The organism is Saccharopolyspora cebuensis (genome assembly GCF_039542665.1).
GTDB lineage: Bacteria > Actinomycetota > Actinomycetes > Mycobacteriales > Pseudonocardiaceae > Saccharopolyspora > Saccharopolyspora cebuensis.
In genome coordinates this window covers 455,969-472,644 of the sequence record NZ_BAABII010000010.1, presented here as the reverse complement: position 1 = coordinate 472,644, position 16,676 = coordinate 455,969, and the positions used below count along the sequence as shown (strand labels likewise).

The following is a 16,676-nucleotide window of genomic DNA, read 5'->3' as shown; positions in this document are numbered from 1 at the left end:
GCAGTGACGTCCGAGCACGGGCGGCGGCGCAAGCTGCGTGCCCCACCGCATGCGGCTCCGCCGCATGCTGAACGGACCCCTTACTGTAATGCGGCGGAACCGCCCTGGTACTTCAGGAGCGGGACCGCTCGGAACCAGTCCGCGGCCCGGGCGCGGAAGGTGTCCGGGTCGAGGTCCCCCGCACCGCGCGGGAGCCGGGCGGTGATCGGGAGTCCGGTCACCCGCGGGAGTTCGGTGAGGTTGTGCCGGGCGGCCTGGTCGAGGGCCGCGGGCACCGAGCCGAGGATCAGACCCGCCGGTTCGAGGCCGCGGGAGCGCAGGGCGGCGACGGTGAGCTCGGTGTGGTTGAGGGTGCCGAGGTCGAGCCGGGTCACCACCTGCACCCGGACCGGCGCCAGCGCGGCGGCCAGGTCGAGCAGCGTGCCGCCCTCGGTGTCCAGGCGGACCAGCAGCCCACCGGCACCCTCGACGATCAGCCGCTCGTACCGGGCCGCGAGCTCCCGGATGCGGGCGGCGTGGTCGCCGATCCGCGGGATCGCCACACCGCGCAGCCGGGCGGCGGTGTCCGGGGCGAGCGGGTCCGCGAGCCGGGTGAACTCGGCGACCGGGCAACCGGCCAGCCGCGCCACGACGGCGGTGTCGGGTTCGTCGGCGGGCACGCCGGTCTGGGCGGGCTTGACCACGACCGTGCCCGGGCCGGAGCGGACGGCCAGCGCCGCGGTGGCGACGGTCTTGCCGACACCGGTGCCGGTTCCGGTGACGATGGTGATCATGTCATCCTCCGGGTGAGACGGGTCAGCACGTCGAGGGCGTGCGCCCAGCGGTCCTCGGGCAGTCCGGCCCGGGTGGTGATCCGCAGCCGCGAGGTCCCGTCCGGCACCGACGGCGGCCGGAAGCACCCGACCCGGACCCCGGCCTCCAACGCCGCGGCCTGCGCGGCGAGCGCGGCCCGCGGCGACGGCATCGGCACCGACAGCACGGCTCCGGCCGAGCGCGGCACGCCGAGGTGGTCGGCCAGCTCCCCGCCGCGCCGGTGGATCCGGGACGGCAGCGCGGGTTCGGCGCGCAGCAGGTGCAGGGCGCGCAGCGCCCCGGCGGTCGGAGCGGGCGCCAGCGCGGTGTCGAAGACGAACGGCCGCGCCCGGTTGACGAGGTGGTCGAGCACCGCGTGCGAGCCGAGCACCGCTCCGCCCATCGCACCGAGGGACTTCGACAGGGTCGCGGTCAGCACCACCTGCGGGTGCCCGGCCAGACCGTGCGCGTGCACCAGACCTCGGCCGCCGTCGCCGACGACGCCGACCCCGTGCGCCTCGTCGACGACCAGCAGGGCGCCGTGCTCGGCGCAGACCTCCGCCAGCTGCGGCAGCGGGGCGGCGTCGCCGAGCACCGAGAAGACCGACTCGGTGAGCACGATCGCCCGCCGCCGCCCGGCTCCGGCCAGCGCGGAGCGGACCGCGTCGACGCGGTTGTGCGGCACCACCTCGACGGTGGCCCGGGACAGCCGGGCGGCGTCGATCAGCGAGGCGTGCACGTGCGCGTCGGAGACGATCAGCGCGTCCCGGTCCGCCAGCGCGGTCACCGCCGCGAGGTTGGCGTGGTAGCCGGTCGAGAGCACCAGCGCCGCGTCGCGGCCGGTGAACTCGGCGAGCGCGCGTTCCAGCTCGGCGTGCAGCGCGGTGGTGCCGGTGACCAGCCGGGAAGCACCCGCGCCCGCGCCCCAGGTCAGGGCGGCGTCCGCGGCGGCCCGGCGCACCTCGGGGTGGCGGCTCAGCCCCAGGTAGTCGTTGCCCGCGAGGTCGACGAGGTCCTCGTCGGGCTCCCGCGGCCGCAGCGTCCGCTGCAACCCGGCCGCCTCGCGCGCGGCCCGCTGCTCGGCGAGCCAGTCCGCCCAGCTCATCCCGCCGCCGCCGCGGCCGCGATCCCGGCGCAGAGGGTCGCGACGTCCTCGTCGGTGCACACGTAGGGCGGCATCGTGTAGATCAGGTCGCGGAACGGGCGCAGCCACACCCCCGCGGCCAACGCCGCCTCGGTTGCCGCGGCCACGTCGACGGGGTGGTCGAGCTGGACCACGCCGACGGCGCCGAGCACGCGCACGTCCGCGGCCTCGACGCGGTGCAGCGCCTGCAACCCGGTGTTGATCCGCCGCACGTTCGCCGACCAGTCCTGCGCGGCGAGGAGGTCGAGGCTCGCGGAGGCGACCGCGCAGGCCAGCGGGTTGCCCATGAACGTCGGCCCGTGCATGAGCACCCCGGAGTCGCAGGCCGACAGGCCGCGGGCGACCTCGGCGGTGCACAGCGCCGCGGCCAGCGACAGGTACCCGCCGGTGAGCGCCTTGCCGACGCAGAGCACGTCCGGGCGCACCCCGCCCGCCTCGGCGGCGAACAGCGTGCCGGTGCGGCCGAACCCGGTGGCGATCTCGTCGAAGACGAGCACCAGCCCGTGCCGGTCGGCGACCTCGCGGAACACCGCCAGGCACTCGGCGGGATAGGGGTGCATGCCACCGGCGCCTTGCAGCAGCGGCTCGACGATCAGCCCGGCGAGCCGGTCGGCGTGCTCGGCGGCCAGCGCGCGGAACCCGTCGGCCCACTCCGCGATGTCCGCGCCGAGGGCGGGCGGGCGCTCGCCGAAGACCTGCTCGGGCAGCACGCCAGACCACAGCGCGTGCATCCCGCCCGCCGGGTCGCACACGCTCATGCAGTCGAAGGTGTCGCCGTGGTAGCCGCCGCGGACGGTGAGGAACCGGGTGCGCCCGGTCCGCCCGGCACCGCGCTGGTACTGCAACGCCATCTTCATGGCGACCTCCACGGCCACCGAGCCGGAGTCGGCGAGGAACACCCGGTCCAGCCCGTCCGGCGCGAGCGCGACCAGCCGCCGCCCCAGCTCCACCGCGGGCTCGTGGGTGAGCCCGCCGAACATCACGTGCGCCATCCGGTCGAGCTGCTCGCGCACCGCCGCGTCGAGCACCGGGTGGCGGTAGCCGTGGATGGCCGACCACCACGACGCCATCCCGTCGACCACCTCGCCGACGCCGTCGATGCTGATCCGGCTGCCCGCGGCGCCGGTGACCAGCCGCGTCGGCGCGGGATCGGTCATCGAGGTGTAGGGGTGCCACAGGTGCTCGCGGTCGAAGGCGAGCAGCTCAGCCGGGCCCATCACGCGTTCGGGACGGCGTCGGTTCCGGCGCCGCGCCGCCGGATGGCCGGATCGACCGGGCGCTGCGCGCGCTCCTCCGGCGAACCGAGGACGACGAAGCCGCCGTCCCGGATCAGCTCCAGGTCGGCCTGCGCCGCCTGGCCCTCGGAGGTGAGGTAGTCGCCGAGGAAGAGCGAGTTGGCCACGTGCAGCGCGAGCGACTGCAACGAGCGCAGGTGCATCTCGCGTCCCCCGGCGATGCGCACCTCGCGGTCCGGGCACACGAACCGCGCCATCGCGAGGATCTTCACGCACCGGGCCGGGGTGAGCTCCCAGGTGCCCTCGAACGGCGTGCCGTCGAAGGGCATCAGGAAGTTCACCGGGATCGAGTCGGACCCCAGCTCCCGGAGCGCGAACAGCGCCTCGACGAGCTGCTCGTCGGTCTCCCCCAGCCCGGCGATCAGCCCGGAGCAGGGCGACAGGCCCGCACCCTTGGCCTTCTCCACGGTGTCCACCCGGTCGGCGTAGGTGTGGGTCCCGACGATGGCGTCGTGGTGGCTCTCGGCGGTGTTGATGTTGTGGTTGTAGGCGTCCACCCCGGCGTCCCGGAGCCGTTCGGCCTGGCCGTCCCCGAGCAGGCCCAGGCACGCGCAGACCTCGACGTCCGGGTGCTCCTGCTTGAGCGCCCCGACCAGCTCGGCGACCTTGGTGACGTCCCGGTCGGACGGCCCGCGACCGGAGGCGACCAGGCACACCCGCCCGGCGCCGCCCCGCAGTCCCGCCGCGGCCTGCCCGAGCGCGTCCTGCCGGGACAGCCACGAGTACTTCAGGATCGGGGCCGCCGAACCGAGGGCTTGCGAGCAGTAGCCGCAGTCCTCCTGGCACAGCCCGGATTTCAAGTTCACCAGGTAGTTGACCTTCACCGCGTTGCCGAAGTGCGCCCGGCGCAGCCGGCCCGCGGCCGCGACGACCGCGAGCAGTTCGGCGTCGTCGGCGCGCAGCACCGCGAGGGCGTCGTCGGGGGTGGCCGGCCTCCCGGCCAGGACCGCGTCGGCGAGCTGCTGGAAGGTGTCGGGCATCGGTTCTCCCGGTGTCGGCGTGCTCCACGAACTGAACGGTGTTCAGGTGAACGGCGTTCAGGCTAGACTGGGCGGGTCCACCGGTCAAACGGGAGGGGTTCGCGTGCGCTACCACCGCAGCGACGTCGTCGACCGCGCCCTCGCGGTCCTCGACGAGTACGGGCTGGAATCGCTGACGATGCGCCGGCTGGCCACCGAGCTCGGCGTGCAACCCAGCGCGCTCTACCACCACGTGCCGAACAAGCAGACGTTGCTGGCCGCGGTGGCCGACGAGATCCTCGCCCGCGGGCGGCGACCCCGCCGAGCCCGCACCTGGGACCGGCGGGTGGTCGAGCTCTGCGGCGAGCTCCGCGACGCGATGCTGGCCTACCGCGACGGCGCCGAAGTGGTCGCCACCGCGCAGTCGTTCGGACTCGGCGCCGGTGACCTCGCCGCGGCGCTGCGGGAGGCGCTGCGGGACGGCGGCCTGCCCGACGAGCTCGTCGACGTCGCGACCCGCACCCTGCTGCACCTCGTCTTCGGCCACACCGCCGAGGAGCAGACCGCGCTGCAGGCCGCCAGCGCCGGGGCCATCGACGGCGAACCCGCCCGCTCCTCGGACTTCGAGCGCAGCCTGGAGATCGTCCTGGACGGCCTCCGCACCCGGGTCCGCAGCTGAACACCCTCACCTGTTCGGGAGCTGAGTGAGGGGCACCTTCATCCGGCATGGTCGGATGACGGTGCCCTTCAACCGGGGCGGGCCTGGCGGGAGATGCGGAAACGCTCGGACGTGTGCTCTGACCAGAGCTAACAGTGCTGAAGAGTACCCATATGCACCCATCGTTTCCCGCCCTTCGACGGCCTGTGGACGGCCTGACGTGGCCTGGCGGGGAACCCGTGGACGGCTGGGCCGATGACGATTTCGGGCCGCGCGCGGCTGCGGTGATCGCCGGTGCTGGCGGGGCATGGCCGAAGCGGTCACGCACGTGTGGATGTTGCACGCGGTGGCGTGCTGCTGGGATGTGCCCGGCGCCCGTCGTCTGAGTTGCTGCGGGTTGAGTCGGCGCTGAGCCACCGGGAACAGGCGGTGAGTGAGTCGCGGCGGCGGTCGGCTCCGGTGGCGCGGGAGGTGGTGGCGTGGGGGCTGGCGGGGCTGCTGCGCTGGCTCCGCCAGCCTCCGCGCAGCCGGTGGTTTTTAGGGGTGACCACCTCGTAGTGCAGGGGCCTGGTGTTCCTCCCGGCGGGCTGGCGCCAGCCCGATCAGGTCGGATCAAGGGGCACCGGTGAACGTGTCCGGCGGCTGGTGTGGGGTCGGCCCCCTTGATGCGGCCTGATAGCCCTGGGGAGGTCGCGGGGAGGAGCACGCAGGTTCCCCGGAACGGACTGCAACACGCGCGCCTTGGCCTCGTCCTGGTGGCCTGCCTGGGGTCTGGGGCGGCGAGCGCCCCAGCTACTCACCGGGTACGGGCCTGCCACGGCCCGGTCCTCGCCGTAGCGAGCAACCGGGCCGCAGGACTCATGCCCTGTAGGTGGTGATGAGGCTGTCGTACACGGTGCCGCCTCTTCCGAGGGTGTCGGCCGTGAAGTCGCCGACCTCGGTCAGTTGGGGGGCGGTGTAGGTCTCGTTCATGGTGGTTGCCTCCATGTCGTAGACGTGGCGCCCCGTGCGGGGACCTTCCCTGTGATCGGCAGTGCCTTGGACAGCTTTGAGGAGCCTGCTGGGGGATTCACCTGTGTTCCGCATGGTGGCCGCTCGATCGTGATCAACCTCGGGCGCCTGCTTCGCTGGTGCGTCCGGGGCCGCGCGCGGAACGGTTGGCGCCAGCCGCAGGCGGATCCCGCGCGTGTCCCGGACGGGCGCCGCCGAAGGCGGCGCCCCCTTGATCCTGCAGAGCGGAACCCGGCAATCGCTGGGCACCCGTTTGCGCGGTCCTGCTATGCGGCCCGTGCCAGGATTTCGACGCGTTCACCGGCGACGTGCAGCGTGAGGGTGGTGTCCTCCGTTTCGTGTGCGGTGCGCTGGAGCGCGGTCCGGTGGTGGTCGACGGTGCTGGTGGAGCGGGGGACATCGGAAGGCCCTGTCGCCGCCGTCTTCGGATGTCCGGTGGATGTCGGCCGCACGTGGGGTGACAGCCGGATCAGCGGTGGCCAGACTGGGAACGTGGGCAACAGGGTTCGCGAGTACCGGCAGGCGCGATGCTGGCGGCAGCGTGATCTGGCCGATCAGGTGGAGGTGCTGTCCCGGCGGGTGCTGAACGAAACCCTGAGCGTCACCGAGCGCACCGTGAGCCGGTGGGAACGCGGGGACACGCCGTCGCTGCCCGCGCAGCGGGTCCTGTCCGCGCTGTTCGAGGCCTCGCCGGAGGAACTGGGATTCCACCGACCACCCCCGGCACCCCGACGTGACGTCGACGACGTGCCCGGGGGTGTGGACGCCGTCGAGCTCGTGGCGCGGCTGACCCGCTCGGACGCCTCGGACGGCACGATGGCGCTGCTCGCGCGGCGGGTCGACCGGTTGTGCCGCGACTACCCGACCCGGCGCGCCGATGACCTGCTCGTCGAGGCCCGCGACTGGCTCGCCAGGACGCTGACCTTGACCGACCAGCGGTTGTCGCTGACCCAGCACCGCGAAGCCCTGGTGCAGGCGGGGTGGCTCTCGGCGCTGGTGGCGTGCCTGACCTACGACCTCGGGGACGCCTCCGGTGCCGAGACGTGGCGGGAGGCCACCGCCCAGCTCGGGCACGAAGCCGACCATTCCGAACTGGTGGCGTGGTCCTTCGAGATCGCCGCCTGGATGGCGCTGACCTCCGGCCGTCCCGGCCACGCCGCCGCCTGCGCCGCCGCCGGGGAGCGGATCAACCACACCTCGTGCGTGGGTGCGCAACTGGCCGCGCAGTCCGCCCGCGCGCTCGCGCTCACCGGCGACCGGGCCGGTGCCGAGACCGCGATGGCACGCGGCCGGGCGATCCTGGCGCAGCTACCCGCACCGGTGGACCCCGACCACCACTTCGTCATCGACCCCGCCAAGGCCGACTTCTACGCCGTCGACGTCTACCGGTTGCTCGACGTGCGCGAGGCCGCCACCGACTACGCCACCCGCGTCCTGGACCACTGCGGACCAGGCGGCGGGGTGATCCGCTCACCCATGCGCCGCAGCGAAGCCCTCCTGACCCTCGGCGTCGTCGCCGCCCGCGACGGCGACCTCGACACCGCCGTGCACCGCGGAACCACCGCGCTCGGCGACCCGCGCCAGTGCCTGCCCTCGCTGCTGACCGTCGCCGCCGACCTCCACACCGCACTCCAGCCCCACACCCACGAGCCCGTCACCGCACCGTGGCGCGACGCACTGGCCCAGGTGCGCGACACCCGCGCACTCGACCCCTGAACCCCTTTTCGGCGAAACTCCGGGGGTTGCCCGGTGACCCCGGCGGCCAGCACCGAGCAGCGCAGTCCCGCAGTTCTCGGGGCCGCCGCGCACCTCATCGGCACCATCCGGGTCCCGGTCGCAGGGTCACCACCCGGAGCAGAGCGACGTGTGACGCCGAATCCGTTGGACCCGCCACGGCCCACAGGCGGCCCAGCAAGCTCAACGAACCCCGGAACCGCTGGTCAGAGCACACATGCTCCCAGAAGGTGCCCCTCACTCGCGAAAACCGCACGGCGCGCGCGGGGCCGGTGGGCGGCGTTCAGCGGACGTAGCCGCGCGGGGTCCCCCAGTTCTCCCCCCGGGTGGTCGTCCGGTCGACGAGCACGCAACGGGTGCCCGTGTAGCTGGTCACCATGCACTTGTTGCAGTGGATGCACAGCGACGGGGTCGCGGCGTCGGCGCGGATCCGGTCGAGCAGGTCCGGCTCGCGCAGCAGCGCGCGGCCCATCGCCACGAACTCGAAGCCCTCGGCCATCGCGCGGTCCATCGTGGACCGGCCGGTGACCCCGCCGAGCAGGATGACCGGCAGGTCCACCGCCGACCGGATCTGCCGCGCGTCCTCCAGCAGGTACAGGTCCTCGTAGGGGTAGGCGCGCAGCATCCGGCCGCCCACGAGCCGCACGCCCAGCTTGACCGGTTGCGGCATCACGGCGGCGAAGTCGGCCAGCGGCGCGTCCCCCTTGAACAGGTACATCGGGTTCAGCAGCGAACTTCCCGCCGTCATCTCCAGGGCGTCGAGGGACCCGTCGGACTCCAGCCACCGCGCGACCGGGATCGCCTCGTCCAGCCAGAAGCCGCCGGGCACGCCGTCGTCCATGTTGAGCTTGGCGATGATCGCGATCCGGTCGCCCACCGCGTCGCGGACCGCCCGCATGATCTCGCGGGGGAACCGGGCCCGGTTCTCCAGGCTGCCGCCGTAGCGGTCCGCGCGGCGGTTGATCCTCGGGCTGAGGAACGAGCTCGCCAGGTAGTTGTGGCCCAGGTGGACCTCCACGGCGTCGAAGCCGGTCTCCACCGCGCGGCGGGCGGCCTCGGCGTGGGCGGTGACGATCCGCTGGAGGTCGGCGACCGCCGCCTCCCGGGCGAAGCTCAGCGTCGTGGCGTGGAACTGCCTGCTCGGCGCGAGCGCGGGCCGCCCGTTGGCCTTGGGGTTGGCGACCGGCCCGGCGTGGCCGATCTGGGCGGACGCGGCGGCACCGTGGGCGTGCACGGCGTCGGTGAGCCGGCGCAGGCCGGGCAGCGCGTCCTCGGTCCACAGGATCTGGTCCCGGTGGGTCCTGCCCTCCGGCGCCACCGCGCAGTAGGCCACGGTGGTCATGCCCACCCCGCCCTTGGCGTAGCCGACGTGGAAGTCCAGCAGGTCCTCGGTGACCAGCCCGCGGTGGCTCAGCCCCTCGTAGGTGGCGGACTTGATGATCCGGTTGCGCAGCTCCACCGGACCGAGCCTGGCCGGCGCGAAGACGTCCGGAACCGATCGTTGACCCATGAGACCTGACCTTCCTGGCATTCGTGTCGGTCGCGGCTACCCGAAGTGCGCCTGGCCGCCGTCCAGCGGGACCGTGGCCCCGGTGAGGTAGCCCAGGTCGGGGCCGACCAGCGCCACCACGGCGCGCCCGATGTCCTGTTCGCAGTCGCCGATGCGCCGCATCGGGATCGTCGCCTCGAACGCCGCGGCGTCCTCGGGGTTGGCCTCGGCCCAGGCCCGGACCCCGGGCGAGGTGGCGTGCGGGGCGATCGCGTTGACCCGGATGCCCTGCGGCGCCCACTCGACCGCCGCGGTCCGGGTCAGCGAGCGGAGGGCCTGCTTGGCGGCGGCGTAGGCGCCCCAGGTGGACAGGTCCCACCGCACCATCGCGGAGGTGACCACGTTGACGATCGAACCGCCGCCGCGCTCGGCCATCGACGGGTGGCACGCGGTCATGAACGCGAACGCCGCGAACGGCGCGGTGGTGAAGCCCCGCTGGAAGTCCTCCTGCGTCATCGACAGCAGCGGACCGTAGGCACCCCGGTACGCGTTGTTCACCAGCAGGTCCACCCCGCCGAACGCGGCGACGACCTCCGCCACGACGCCCGGGATCGCCGCCGTGTCGGCCACGTCGAGGACGAACGGCTCCGCCCGGACGCCGCGCGCCCGCAACTCCGCGCAGGTGCCCTCCAGCGTCGAGCGCGTCCGGCCGAGCGCGGCGACGTGCACGCCCTCGCCCGCCAGCGCCAGCGCGATGCCCCGGCCCACGCCCTGACCGGCACCGGTGACGAGCGCGACCTGGTCCCGCAGCGCTGCCATCGCGCACCTCCCGCCTTCCCGACGGACAGCGTCGGGCATCGGCGGGGGCCGCGCACCGTCCGTCCCGGTGAACGGGAGCGGGCCGGCGGGTTCGTAGCATGGGGGCGACGCGACGGACGCACCGAGGGGGAGCCCGTGCCCAGGATCGCCGAACCCAGGCAGGCCGCCGAGCCCCACTCGCCCGGCCAGAAGGCCCGGCGCGAACGCATCCTGCGCGCCGCGGCGCACCTCGGCGCCGAGCACGACCTGGAACACGTGCAGATGCACGAGGTGGCGCGGGAAGCCGAGGTGGCCATCGCCACGCTGTACCGCTACTTCCCCTCCAAGACGCACCTGTTCACCGCCCTGCTGGCTTCCCACGTCGACCGCCTCGGCGAGGACGCGGCGGCGGTCGGCCCCACCGCCGACCCGGTCGAGGCGGTGGTGGACGCCCTGCTCCGCGCGACGCGGCACCTGGTGCGCCAGCCGCGGCTGGCGCGGGCCATGCTGCAGTCCAACAACGCCGCCCACACCGCCACGATCAGCGAGGCGACCGCCATCGAGCGCCGGGTCCTGGACGCCGTGCTCGGCCTGCTCGGCCTGGACGATCCGACCGAGCAGGACGAACGCCTGGTGGGGCTGCTGATGAAGTGCTGGCACGGCGTCCTGGTGTCCGCGCTCAGCGAGCACTCCAGCACCTCCGACGCCGAAGCCGAGATCCGCCTGGCGTGCCGGGTGCTGCTCGCCTCCCGCTCGAACGCGCGCTGACCTCCCGCTCACCGGGACCGCGCCCCCGCCGGGAGGCGCCCCGGCCTACGGTCGCCCTCCCGAGCCGCCGCACCGGCGCCTCGGCCCGCCGACGAGGGAGGCCCCCATCGCACGCACCGTCGTGGTCACCGGCGCGGCCTCCGGGATCGGGAGGTGCACCGCGGACCTGCTGCGCGAACGCGGCGACCGGGTGATCGGCGTCGACCTCCGCGGGACCGAGGTGCTCGCGGACCTGTCGACCGGGGACGGCCGCCGCGCCGCGGCCGAGGCCGTGCTGGCGCGCACCGGCGGGACCGTCGACGGCGTGGTGACCTGCGCGGGACTGGCCGGGACGGACCCGCGGCTGGTCTCGGTCAACTACTTCGGCACCACCGAACTGCTGGCGCACCTGCGCCCCGCGCTCGCCGCGGCGCCCCGGCCGCGCGCCGTGGCCGTGTCCTCGGTCGTCGTCGTGCACGGCTGCGACGAAGCCCTGGTCGAGGCCTGCCTATCCGGTGCCGAGGCGGAGGCGCTGGCGCTGGCCGGGCGCGCCGTGGCCGAGGGGCGCGGGCGGCAGCTCTACCCCTCCTCGAAGGCGGCGCTCGCGCGGTGGGTCCGGCGCACCTGCCTCGCCCCCGGCTGGGCGGACGCGGGCATCCCGCTCAACGCGGTCGGACCGGGCGTCGTGCTGACCCCGATGGCGGCCACCGCCGTGACCGACGAGCGGACCCGGCGGGCCCGGGACGCGGCCGTGCCCATGCCGCTGAACCACCACCAGCCCCCGGAGTCGGTCGCCGAGGTCCTCGCCTTCCTGGTGTCGGAGGCCAACTCGCACATCACCGGGCAGCTCGTCTACGCCGACGGCGGAGCCGAAGCCACCCTGCGCGGCCCGCTCGCCTACTGACGCCGACCGGCGTCACACCAGGTTGTCCTCGACGTCGAAGCCGAACGCACCGCGCCCGTAGAGGGCGAGGGTCCGCTCGACGTCGTTGGCCGCGTGCATGCCGCCCGCGTGCACGTCCCGCCACGCGCGTTCGATCGGGTCCCCGCGCCGGAGCGCGCGGCCCCCGGCCATCGCGAACAGCCGGTCCACCGCCTCCAGCGCGCGTTCGGTGCCGTGCACCTGATCGCGCCGGGCGCGCAGCCGCAGTTCCCGCGGCGGGTCCTCGCCGCGGTGCGCGCAGTCCAGCAGCTCGGCCAGGTTCCGCTCCAGCTGCAGCACCGCGGCATCGATCTGGGACGCCGCCCGCGCCACCGCCGCGTGGGCGAACGGGTCCTCGGCGAACCGGCCACCGCCCAGGCTCAGCCGCGTCCGGTCCCGCGCGGTCTCGACGTAGGCGCGCAGGCACCCCTCGGCGGCGCCCAGGATCGGCGCGGTGATCGCGGCGGTGAACACCGCGCCGAACGGGAGCCGGTAGAGCGGGCCGCGGTTCACCCCGTGCCCGGGGCAGCGCAGCCGGGCCTGCGCGTAGTTGCGGATCACCCGGTGCGCGGGCACCACCGCGCGCTCGACCACGATGTCGTTGCTGGCGGTGCCGCGCAGGCCGACGACGTCCCACACGTCCTCGATCGCGTACTCCGAGCGCGGGACCAGCACGGTCAGGAAGTCGACGGGGCGGCCGTCGGCACCGGCCACGACCGCGCCCAGCAGCGCCCACGAGGCGTGCTCGCAGCCGGAGGAGAAGCTCCAGCGCCCGGACAGCGCGTACCCGCCGTCCACCGGCACCAGCGTGCCGACCGGGGCGTACGCCGAGGACAGCAGCGCCTCCGGGTCCTCGCCCCACACCTCGTCCTGCGCCCGCCGGTCGAACAGGGCCACCTGCCAGGGGTGCACGCCGAGCACCGCGCCGAGCCACCCCGTCGAGGTGCACGCGCCCGCGATCTCCCGCACCGCGCGGAAGAACTCGACCGGGTCGCCCTCCAGGCCGCCGTGCCGCCGCGGCCGCAACGCCCGGAAGAACCCGGCCTCGCGCAGTTCCCGCACGGTCTCGGCCGGGACGCGGCTCGTCTCGTCGGTGACCGCGGCGCGCTCGGCGATGCGCGGCAGGAGCGCGCGCACCGCCTCCCGCAGCTCCTCCATCACGCACCGCCTCCCGCACCGCGTTCGGCCAGCGGGCCCAGCAGCGCGCGGCAGGCCAACCGGAGGTCGGCCTCGGCGGCGGCGACCGAGCTGCGACCGTTGAGGTTGGTCTGCAAGATCCCGTACCAGGCGTGCTGCAACAACCGCACGAGCACCCGCTCCCGGTCGGTGGGGTCGCCGATGCCCGCCGCCCGCAGCAGCATCGCGCTGACCTCGGCGTCGATCGCCGCGGATTCGGTGACCACGGACGGATCGGCGGTGTTGTTCGACTGGATCATCGCGTTGGCCAACCGGGGCGTGCGCAGCAACGACCGGGTCGCCCGCGCCAGCAGGTCGACGACGCGCTCCACCGGGTCCGCGGAGACCGGCGTGCGCCGGCCGAGGGCCTCGGCCATCCGGTCGGTGCGCTGGGCCAGCACGCCGACGAACAGGTGCGTCTTCGACGGGAAGTAGCGGTACAGGGTGCCCAGCGCCACCCCGGAGAGCCGGGCGACCTGGTGCATCTGGACGTCGATCCCCTCCGCCGCGCCCAGCCGCGCGGCGGCGTCGAGGATCTTCCGGCGGCGGGCGCGCTGTCCCGGCGAGCTCGGCTCGGCGGCCGGCCTGCCTTCCGCGGTCCTGGGCAACACCGCCTCCTCTCCCCCGCGACCACCGGCGGGCGCGGGCCCATGGTGGGCGAGCCCGCGGCGGGCCCGGTCCGCCGTCCCGGTGACCGGGACGCGCCGACCCGCCCGGCGCCGGGCTCCCTACCGTGGCGCAGCGAGCGGTAGGAGGACACGTGATCGACGACAAGACGTACGGGCCGTGGGCGGTCATCGCGGGCGGCTCCGAGGGCGTGGGTGCGTCCTTCGCCGAGCAGCTCGCCGGGGCGGGCATCAACCTCGTGCTGATCGCCCGCAAACCCGGTCCGCTGGACGCGGCGGCCGCGCGGGCGCGGAAGTGCGGGGTCGAGGTCCGGACCCTCGCGCTGGACCTGCTCGACGCCGACGCCCTGCCCGCGATCCGGGCGGCCACCGACGACCTCGACGTGGGCCTGCTCGTGGTCAACGCCGGGGCCAACAGCTACGGCCACGAGTTCGTCACCGGGGACCTGGACCGCTTCGGCGACGTGCTCGCGCTGAACATCACCGTCCCGATGGCGCTGGGCCACCACTTCGGCGCGCGGCTGAAGCGGCGCGGGCGCGGGGGCGTCCTGCTGGTCGGCTCGCTCGCCGGGTACCTCGGGCAGGCCGACCTGAGCGTCTACGCCGCGGCCAAGGCGTTCAGCCGGATCTTCGCCGAAGGCCTGTGGCTGGAGCTGCGCGAGCACGGCGTGCACGTGCTCGAACTGGTGCTGGGCGTGACCCGGACCCCGGCGATGGAACGGGCCGGGCTCGACTTCGACCTCCCCGGGCTGAACGTGGCGGACCCGGACGAGGTGGCGCGGGAAGGGCTCCGGCACCTCGCCGACGGCCCGGTGCGGATCGCGGGCGGCAACGAGCGCGCCGCCGAGCAGCGCAGCGGACCCGACCGCGCGGCGCTGGTCGCCGGGGCGCACGAGGCCTCGCGGCGGTTGATGGGGCGCGCCCGCTGAGCCTCAGCGGGCGTCCCACGCCGGGGACCCGGCGTGGGACGCCCGCCTGCCGACGAAGGTGTCGTCGCCGAGCGAGGTCCCGCTGACGTAGCCGTCGCCGTGCAGGCCGGAACTCGCCCGTCCGGCGGCGAACAGGCCGGGGACCGGCTCCCCCGGCACGTCGAGCACCGCGCCGTCGGGGGTGGTGCGCAGGCCGCCGAGGGTGAACGCCGCCGCCCCGGTCCCGATCCCCGCGCTGCGGCGCGCCCCGCCCGCGAAGCCGAGCCGCGGGTCGAAGGCGGCCAGCGGTGCCCGCAGCGGCCGCAGCCACCGCCCGCTCTTGCGCAGGACCGGGTCCGCCCCGCGGGCGGCGTGCCGGTTGTACTCCCGCACCGCGCCGCGCAGCGCGCCGTCCGGCATCCCGAGGTCGCGCTCCAGCTCGGCCGCGGTCGCCGCGACGTGCACCGGCCGCACGCCCCACCGCTCCGGCTCGGGGATGTCCTCGTAGGCCGCCTCATCGGCGATCACCCAGCACGGGCCGGGCTGGTGGCGGACCGCGGCGATGCTGAACAACCCCGGGTAGACGTCCTCGTTGATGAACCGCCGACCGCGCGCGTTGACCAGCATCCCGCGCACCGCCAGGGCGGGCAGGGCGGTCAGCGCGATCTGGGCGGCCGCCATCCGGCGCGTCGCGGCGCCGGCGGCCATCGCCATCAGGATCCCGTCGCCGTCGTCGAGGCCGTCGCTGACCTTGCCGTGGGCGAGCAGGTCGGGCGCGTGGTCGGCGAGCATCCGCTCGTTGTCCACGAACCCGCCGGTGGTCAGCACGACCGCGCGGCGCGCCCGGTAGACGAGGTCGCGCCCGTACCGCCGGGCGACCACGCCGACGACCCGGTCGCCGTCGCGGATCAGCGCCCCGGCCCTGGTGTCGACGTGGACCACCGCGCCCGCACCGCGCACGGCCGCGACCAGCGCGTCCATCAGCACCCGGCCGCCGGGACCGGGCACGGGCGGGCGGTGCCCGCGCGGCGCCGGTCTGGCCAGCTCGGCGTAGGGCCAGGCGTTCTCCCCCAGCCACATCAGACCGTCGGTGGTCAGCGGCATCCAGGTCGGCGCCTCGTGCAGGGAGTGCTGGAACTCGACCCCGAGGTCCCGCAACCAGTCGAAGTGCGCCGCGCTGCCCGCGCAGTACAGCCGGAGCTTCGCCGCGTCGGCGTGCGGTCCGAGCGCGGCTTCGAGGTAGGCGAACATGTCCTCGGCGGTGTCGGTGAACCCGCACGCGCGCTGGACCGGGGTCCCACCGCCGAGGTAGAGCTCGCCGCCGGACAGGGCCGACGAACCGCCGGGGGCACCGGCCCGCTCCAGCACCAGCACCCGGGCACCGCGCGCCCGCGCCTCGTGGGCCGCCGCGGCGCCCGCGCAGCCGAACCCGACGACGAGCACGTCGGTCTCGTGGTCGGGCTCGCCCACCTCGTCGACCGGGACCGGGCGCGGGCTCACGGCTTCGCCGCGAAGGCCGCGAGCGGCTCGGAGGCCGACCAGTCGTGCCCCCAGTAGCTGTCCGCGGTGATCTCCTCGGCGGTGTAGTGGGATTCGTCGACCAGCATCCCGTCGGTGCCGAACTCCAGGTCCCACCCGCCGGGGGCGCGGACGTAGAACGAGACCATCTTGTCGTTGGTGTGCCTGCCCAGCGTCGAGGACAGCGAGAACCCGGCGCGCTGCACCCGGTCCAGCGCCCGGCCCACCGCGTCCAGCGAGTCGACCTCGACCATCAGGTGCACCACGCCCGGAGCACCGCTGCGCGGGGCGGGCACCACGGCGAGGCTGTGGTGGCGCTGGTTGACGCCCATGAACCGGACCCGCCGGTGCGGCGGCCCCTGGGTCCCGCCGCCGAGCTTGACCGCGCCGCGCGGCAGGAAGCCGAGGACCTCGGTGTAGAACCGGACGGTCTCGTCCATCGCGGTGGTCGGCAGCACCACGTGGCCCATGCCCTGCGCCCCGGTGACGAAGCGCTGGCCGGGTCCGGCCTGGACGGGGCCGTGGTCGAGCACCGGGCCGAAGAACACCTCCACCGCGACCCCCGCGGGATCGCGGAAGGTGATCGCCCGCTCGACCGCGCGGTCGTCGGCCTCCTCGGGGGACAGCGGCGCGACCGGCGTGCCGGCGGACTCGACCGCCTCGGCGACGTCGTCGAGGGCGAACTGGTCGCGCACCTCCCACCCGACGGCCACAACCCGGTCGGTGTCCCCGGGCAGCACGACCAGGCGGGCCTGCCGTTCGTCCATCCGCCCGTACAGCCCGTCCGGATCCGGTCCGGTGCCCTCGGCGAAGCCGAGGCAGTCCACCACCAGCTCCCGCCACCGCGCCACCTCGGCGGTCTGCACCCGCAGGTAGCCGAGCCCGCGAATTCCCACCAT

The 16,676-nt window shown here is 74.8% G+C and carries 16 protein-coding genes; 5 read left to right on the top strand and 11 right to left on the bottom strand.

Translation table 11 applies throughout. The annotated features are described in order from the left end of the window. Window positions 1-80: 80 nt before the first annotated feature. From bioD to bioB, 4 genes are read right to left on the bottom strand one after another with little or no spacing between them, the layout of a single operon-like run. Window positions 81-773 carry a dethiobiotin synthase gene (gene bioD, locus ABD976_RS16530; RefSeq protein ID WP_345364027.1) on the bottom strand — a complete coding sequence of 231 codons (693 nt, stop codon included), beginning with the start codon at window positions 771-773 and terminating at the stop codon, window positions 81-83. After that, complete coding sequence (locus tag ABD976_RS16525) at window positions 770-1,897, bottom strand: 8-amino-7-oxononanoate synthase (protein ID WP_345364025.1); 1,128 nt, start codon at window positions 1,895-1,897, stop codon at window positions 770-772. The genes bioD and ABD976_RS16525 overlap by 4 nt, the downstream gene beginning before the upstream one ends. Beyond that, complete coding sequence (locus ABD976_RS16520; RefSeq protein WP_345364023.1) at window positions 1,894-3,153, bottom strand: adenosylmethionine--8-amino-7-oxononanoate transaminase; 1,260 nt, start codon at window positions 3,151-3,153, stop codon at window positions 1,894-1,896. The genes ABD976_RS16525 and ABD976_RS16520 overlap by 4 nt, the downstream gene beginning before the upstream one ends. After that, window positions 3,153-4,211 (bottom strand): biotin synthase BioB, encoded by a 1,059-nt coding sequence (bioB, locus tag ABD976_RS16515; RefSeq protein ID WP_345364021.1) that lies wholly within the window; start codon window positions 4,209-4,211, stop codon window positions 3,153-3,155. Before bioB ends, ABD976_RS16520 begins: the two co-directional genes overlap by 1 nt. A gap of 103 nt (window positions 4,212-4,314) precedes the next feature. Between bioB and ABD976_RS16510 the strand changes: the two genes are divergently transcribed. Then, entirely contained in the window at window positions 4,315-4,869 is a 555-nt protein-coding gene (locus ABD976_RS16510) for a TetR/AcrR family transcriptional regulator C-terminal domain-containing protein (protein WP_345364019.1), read from the top strand. Between the two features lie 837 nt (window positions 4,870-5,706). Here ABD976_RS16510 and ABD976_RS16505 read toward each other — a convergent pair. Continuing rightward, window positions 5,707-5,820, bottom strand: a complete 114-nt coding sequence (locus ABD976_RS16505; RefSeq protein ID WP_345364017.1) for a lasso RiPP family leader peptide-containing protein — start codon at window positions 5,818-5,820, stop codon at window positions 5,707-5,709. Between the two features lie 531 nt (window positions 5,821-6,351). On the opposite strand from ABD976_RS16505, the gene ABD976_RS16500 reads away from it, so the two are divergent. Further along, on the top strand, window positions 6,352-7,575 hold the full coding sequence (locus tag ABD976_RS16500) for a helix-turn-helix transcriptional regulator (RefSeq protein WP_345364015.1): 1,224 nt from the start codon (window positions 6,352-6,354) through the stop codon (window positions 7,573-7,575). A gap of 301 nt (window positions 7,576-7,876) precedes the next feature. Here ABD976_RS16500 and ABD976_RS16495 read toward each other — a convergent pair whose 3' ends face one another. Continuing rightward, a complete protein-coding gene (locus ABD976_RS16495) occupies window positions 7,877-9,103 on the bottom strand; it encodes an NADH:flavin oxidoreductase (RefSeq protein ID WP_345364013.1) in 1,227 nt (408 codons plus the stop codon). Between the two features lie 36 nt (window positions 9,104-9,139). After that, window positions 9,140-9,901: an SDR family NAD(P)-dependent oxidoreductase gene (locus ABD976_RS16490; protein WP_345364011.1), complete on the bottom strand. Its 762-nt coding sequence runs from the start codon at window positions 9,899-9,901 to the stop codon at window positions 9,140-9,142. Between the two features lie 135 nt (window positions 9,902-10,036). Between ABD976_RS16490 and ABD976_RS16485 the strand changes: the two genes are divergently transcribed. Both ABD976_RS16485 and ABD976_RS16480 read left to right on the top strand, forming a co-directional pair. Next, complete coding sequence (locus tag ABD976_RS16485) at window positions 10,037-10,648, top strand: TetR/AcrR family transcriptional regulator (RefSeq protein ID WP_345364009.1); 612 nt, start codon at window positions 10,037-10,039, stop codon at window positions 10,646-10,648. A 121-nt stretch (window positions 10,649-10,769) separates the two neighbouring features. Continuing rightward, window positions 10,770-11,531, top strand: a complete 762-nt coding sequence (locus ABD976_RS16480; protein WP_345364007.1) for an SDR family oxidoreductase — start codon at window positions 10,770-10,772, stop codon at window positions 11,529-11,531. Window positions 11,532-11,543: 12 nt separating this feature from the next. Here the strand turns inward: ABD976_RS16480 and hsaA are convergent, their stop codons facing one another. Then, on the bottom strand, window positions 11,544-12,707 hold the full coding sequence (hsaA, locus tag ABD976_RS16475; protein WP_345364285.1) for a 3-hydroxy-9,10-secoandrosta-1,3,5(10)-triene-9,17-dione monooxygenase oxygenase subunit: 1,164 nt from the start codon (window positions 12,705-12,707) through the stop codon (window positions 11,544-11,546). After that, window positions 12,707-13,333 (bottom strand): TetR family transcriptional regulator, encoded by a 627-nt coding sequence (locus ABD976_RS16470; RefSeq protein WP_345364005.1) that lies wholly within the window; start codon window positions 13,331-13,333, stop codon window positions 12,707-12,709. The genes hsaA and ABD976_RS16470 overlap by 1 nt, the downstream gene beginning before the upstream one ends. A 152-nt stretch (window positions 13,334-13,485) precedes the next feature. On the opposite strand from ABD976_RS16470, the gene ABD976_RS16465 reads away from it, so the two are divergent. Continuing rightward, complete coding sequence (locus ABD976_RS16465; protein WP_345364003.1) at window positions 13,486-14,280, top strand: SDR family NAD(P)-dependent oxidoreductase; 795 nt, start codon at window positions 13,486-13,488, stop codon at window positions 14,278-14,280. A 3-nt stretch (window positions 14,281-14,283) separates the two neighbouring features. Here ABD976_RS16465 and ABD976_RS16460 read toward each other — a convergent pair whose 3' ends face one another. Continuing rightward, window positions 14,284-15,759, bottom strand: a complete 1,476-nt coding sequence (locus ABD976_RS16460) for an FAD-dependent oxidoreductase (RefSeq protein ID WP_345364001.1) — start codon at window positions 15,757-15,759, stop codon at window positions 14,284-14,286. After that, window positions 15,756-16,676 (bottom strand): VOC family protein, encoded by a 921-nt coding sequence (locus ABD976_RS16455; RefSeq protein ID WP_345363999.1) that lies wholly within the window; start codon window positions 16,674-16,676, stop codon window positions 15,756-15,758. Before ABD976_RS16455 ends, ABD976_RS16460 begins: the two co-directional genes overlap by 4 nt.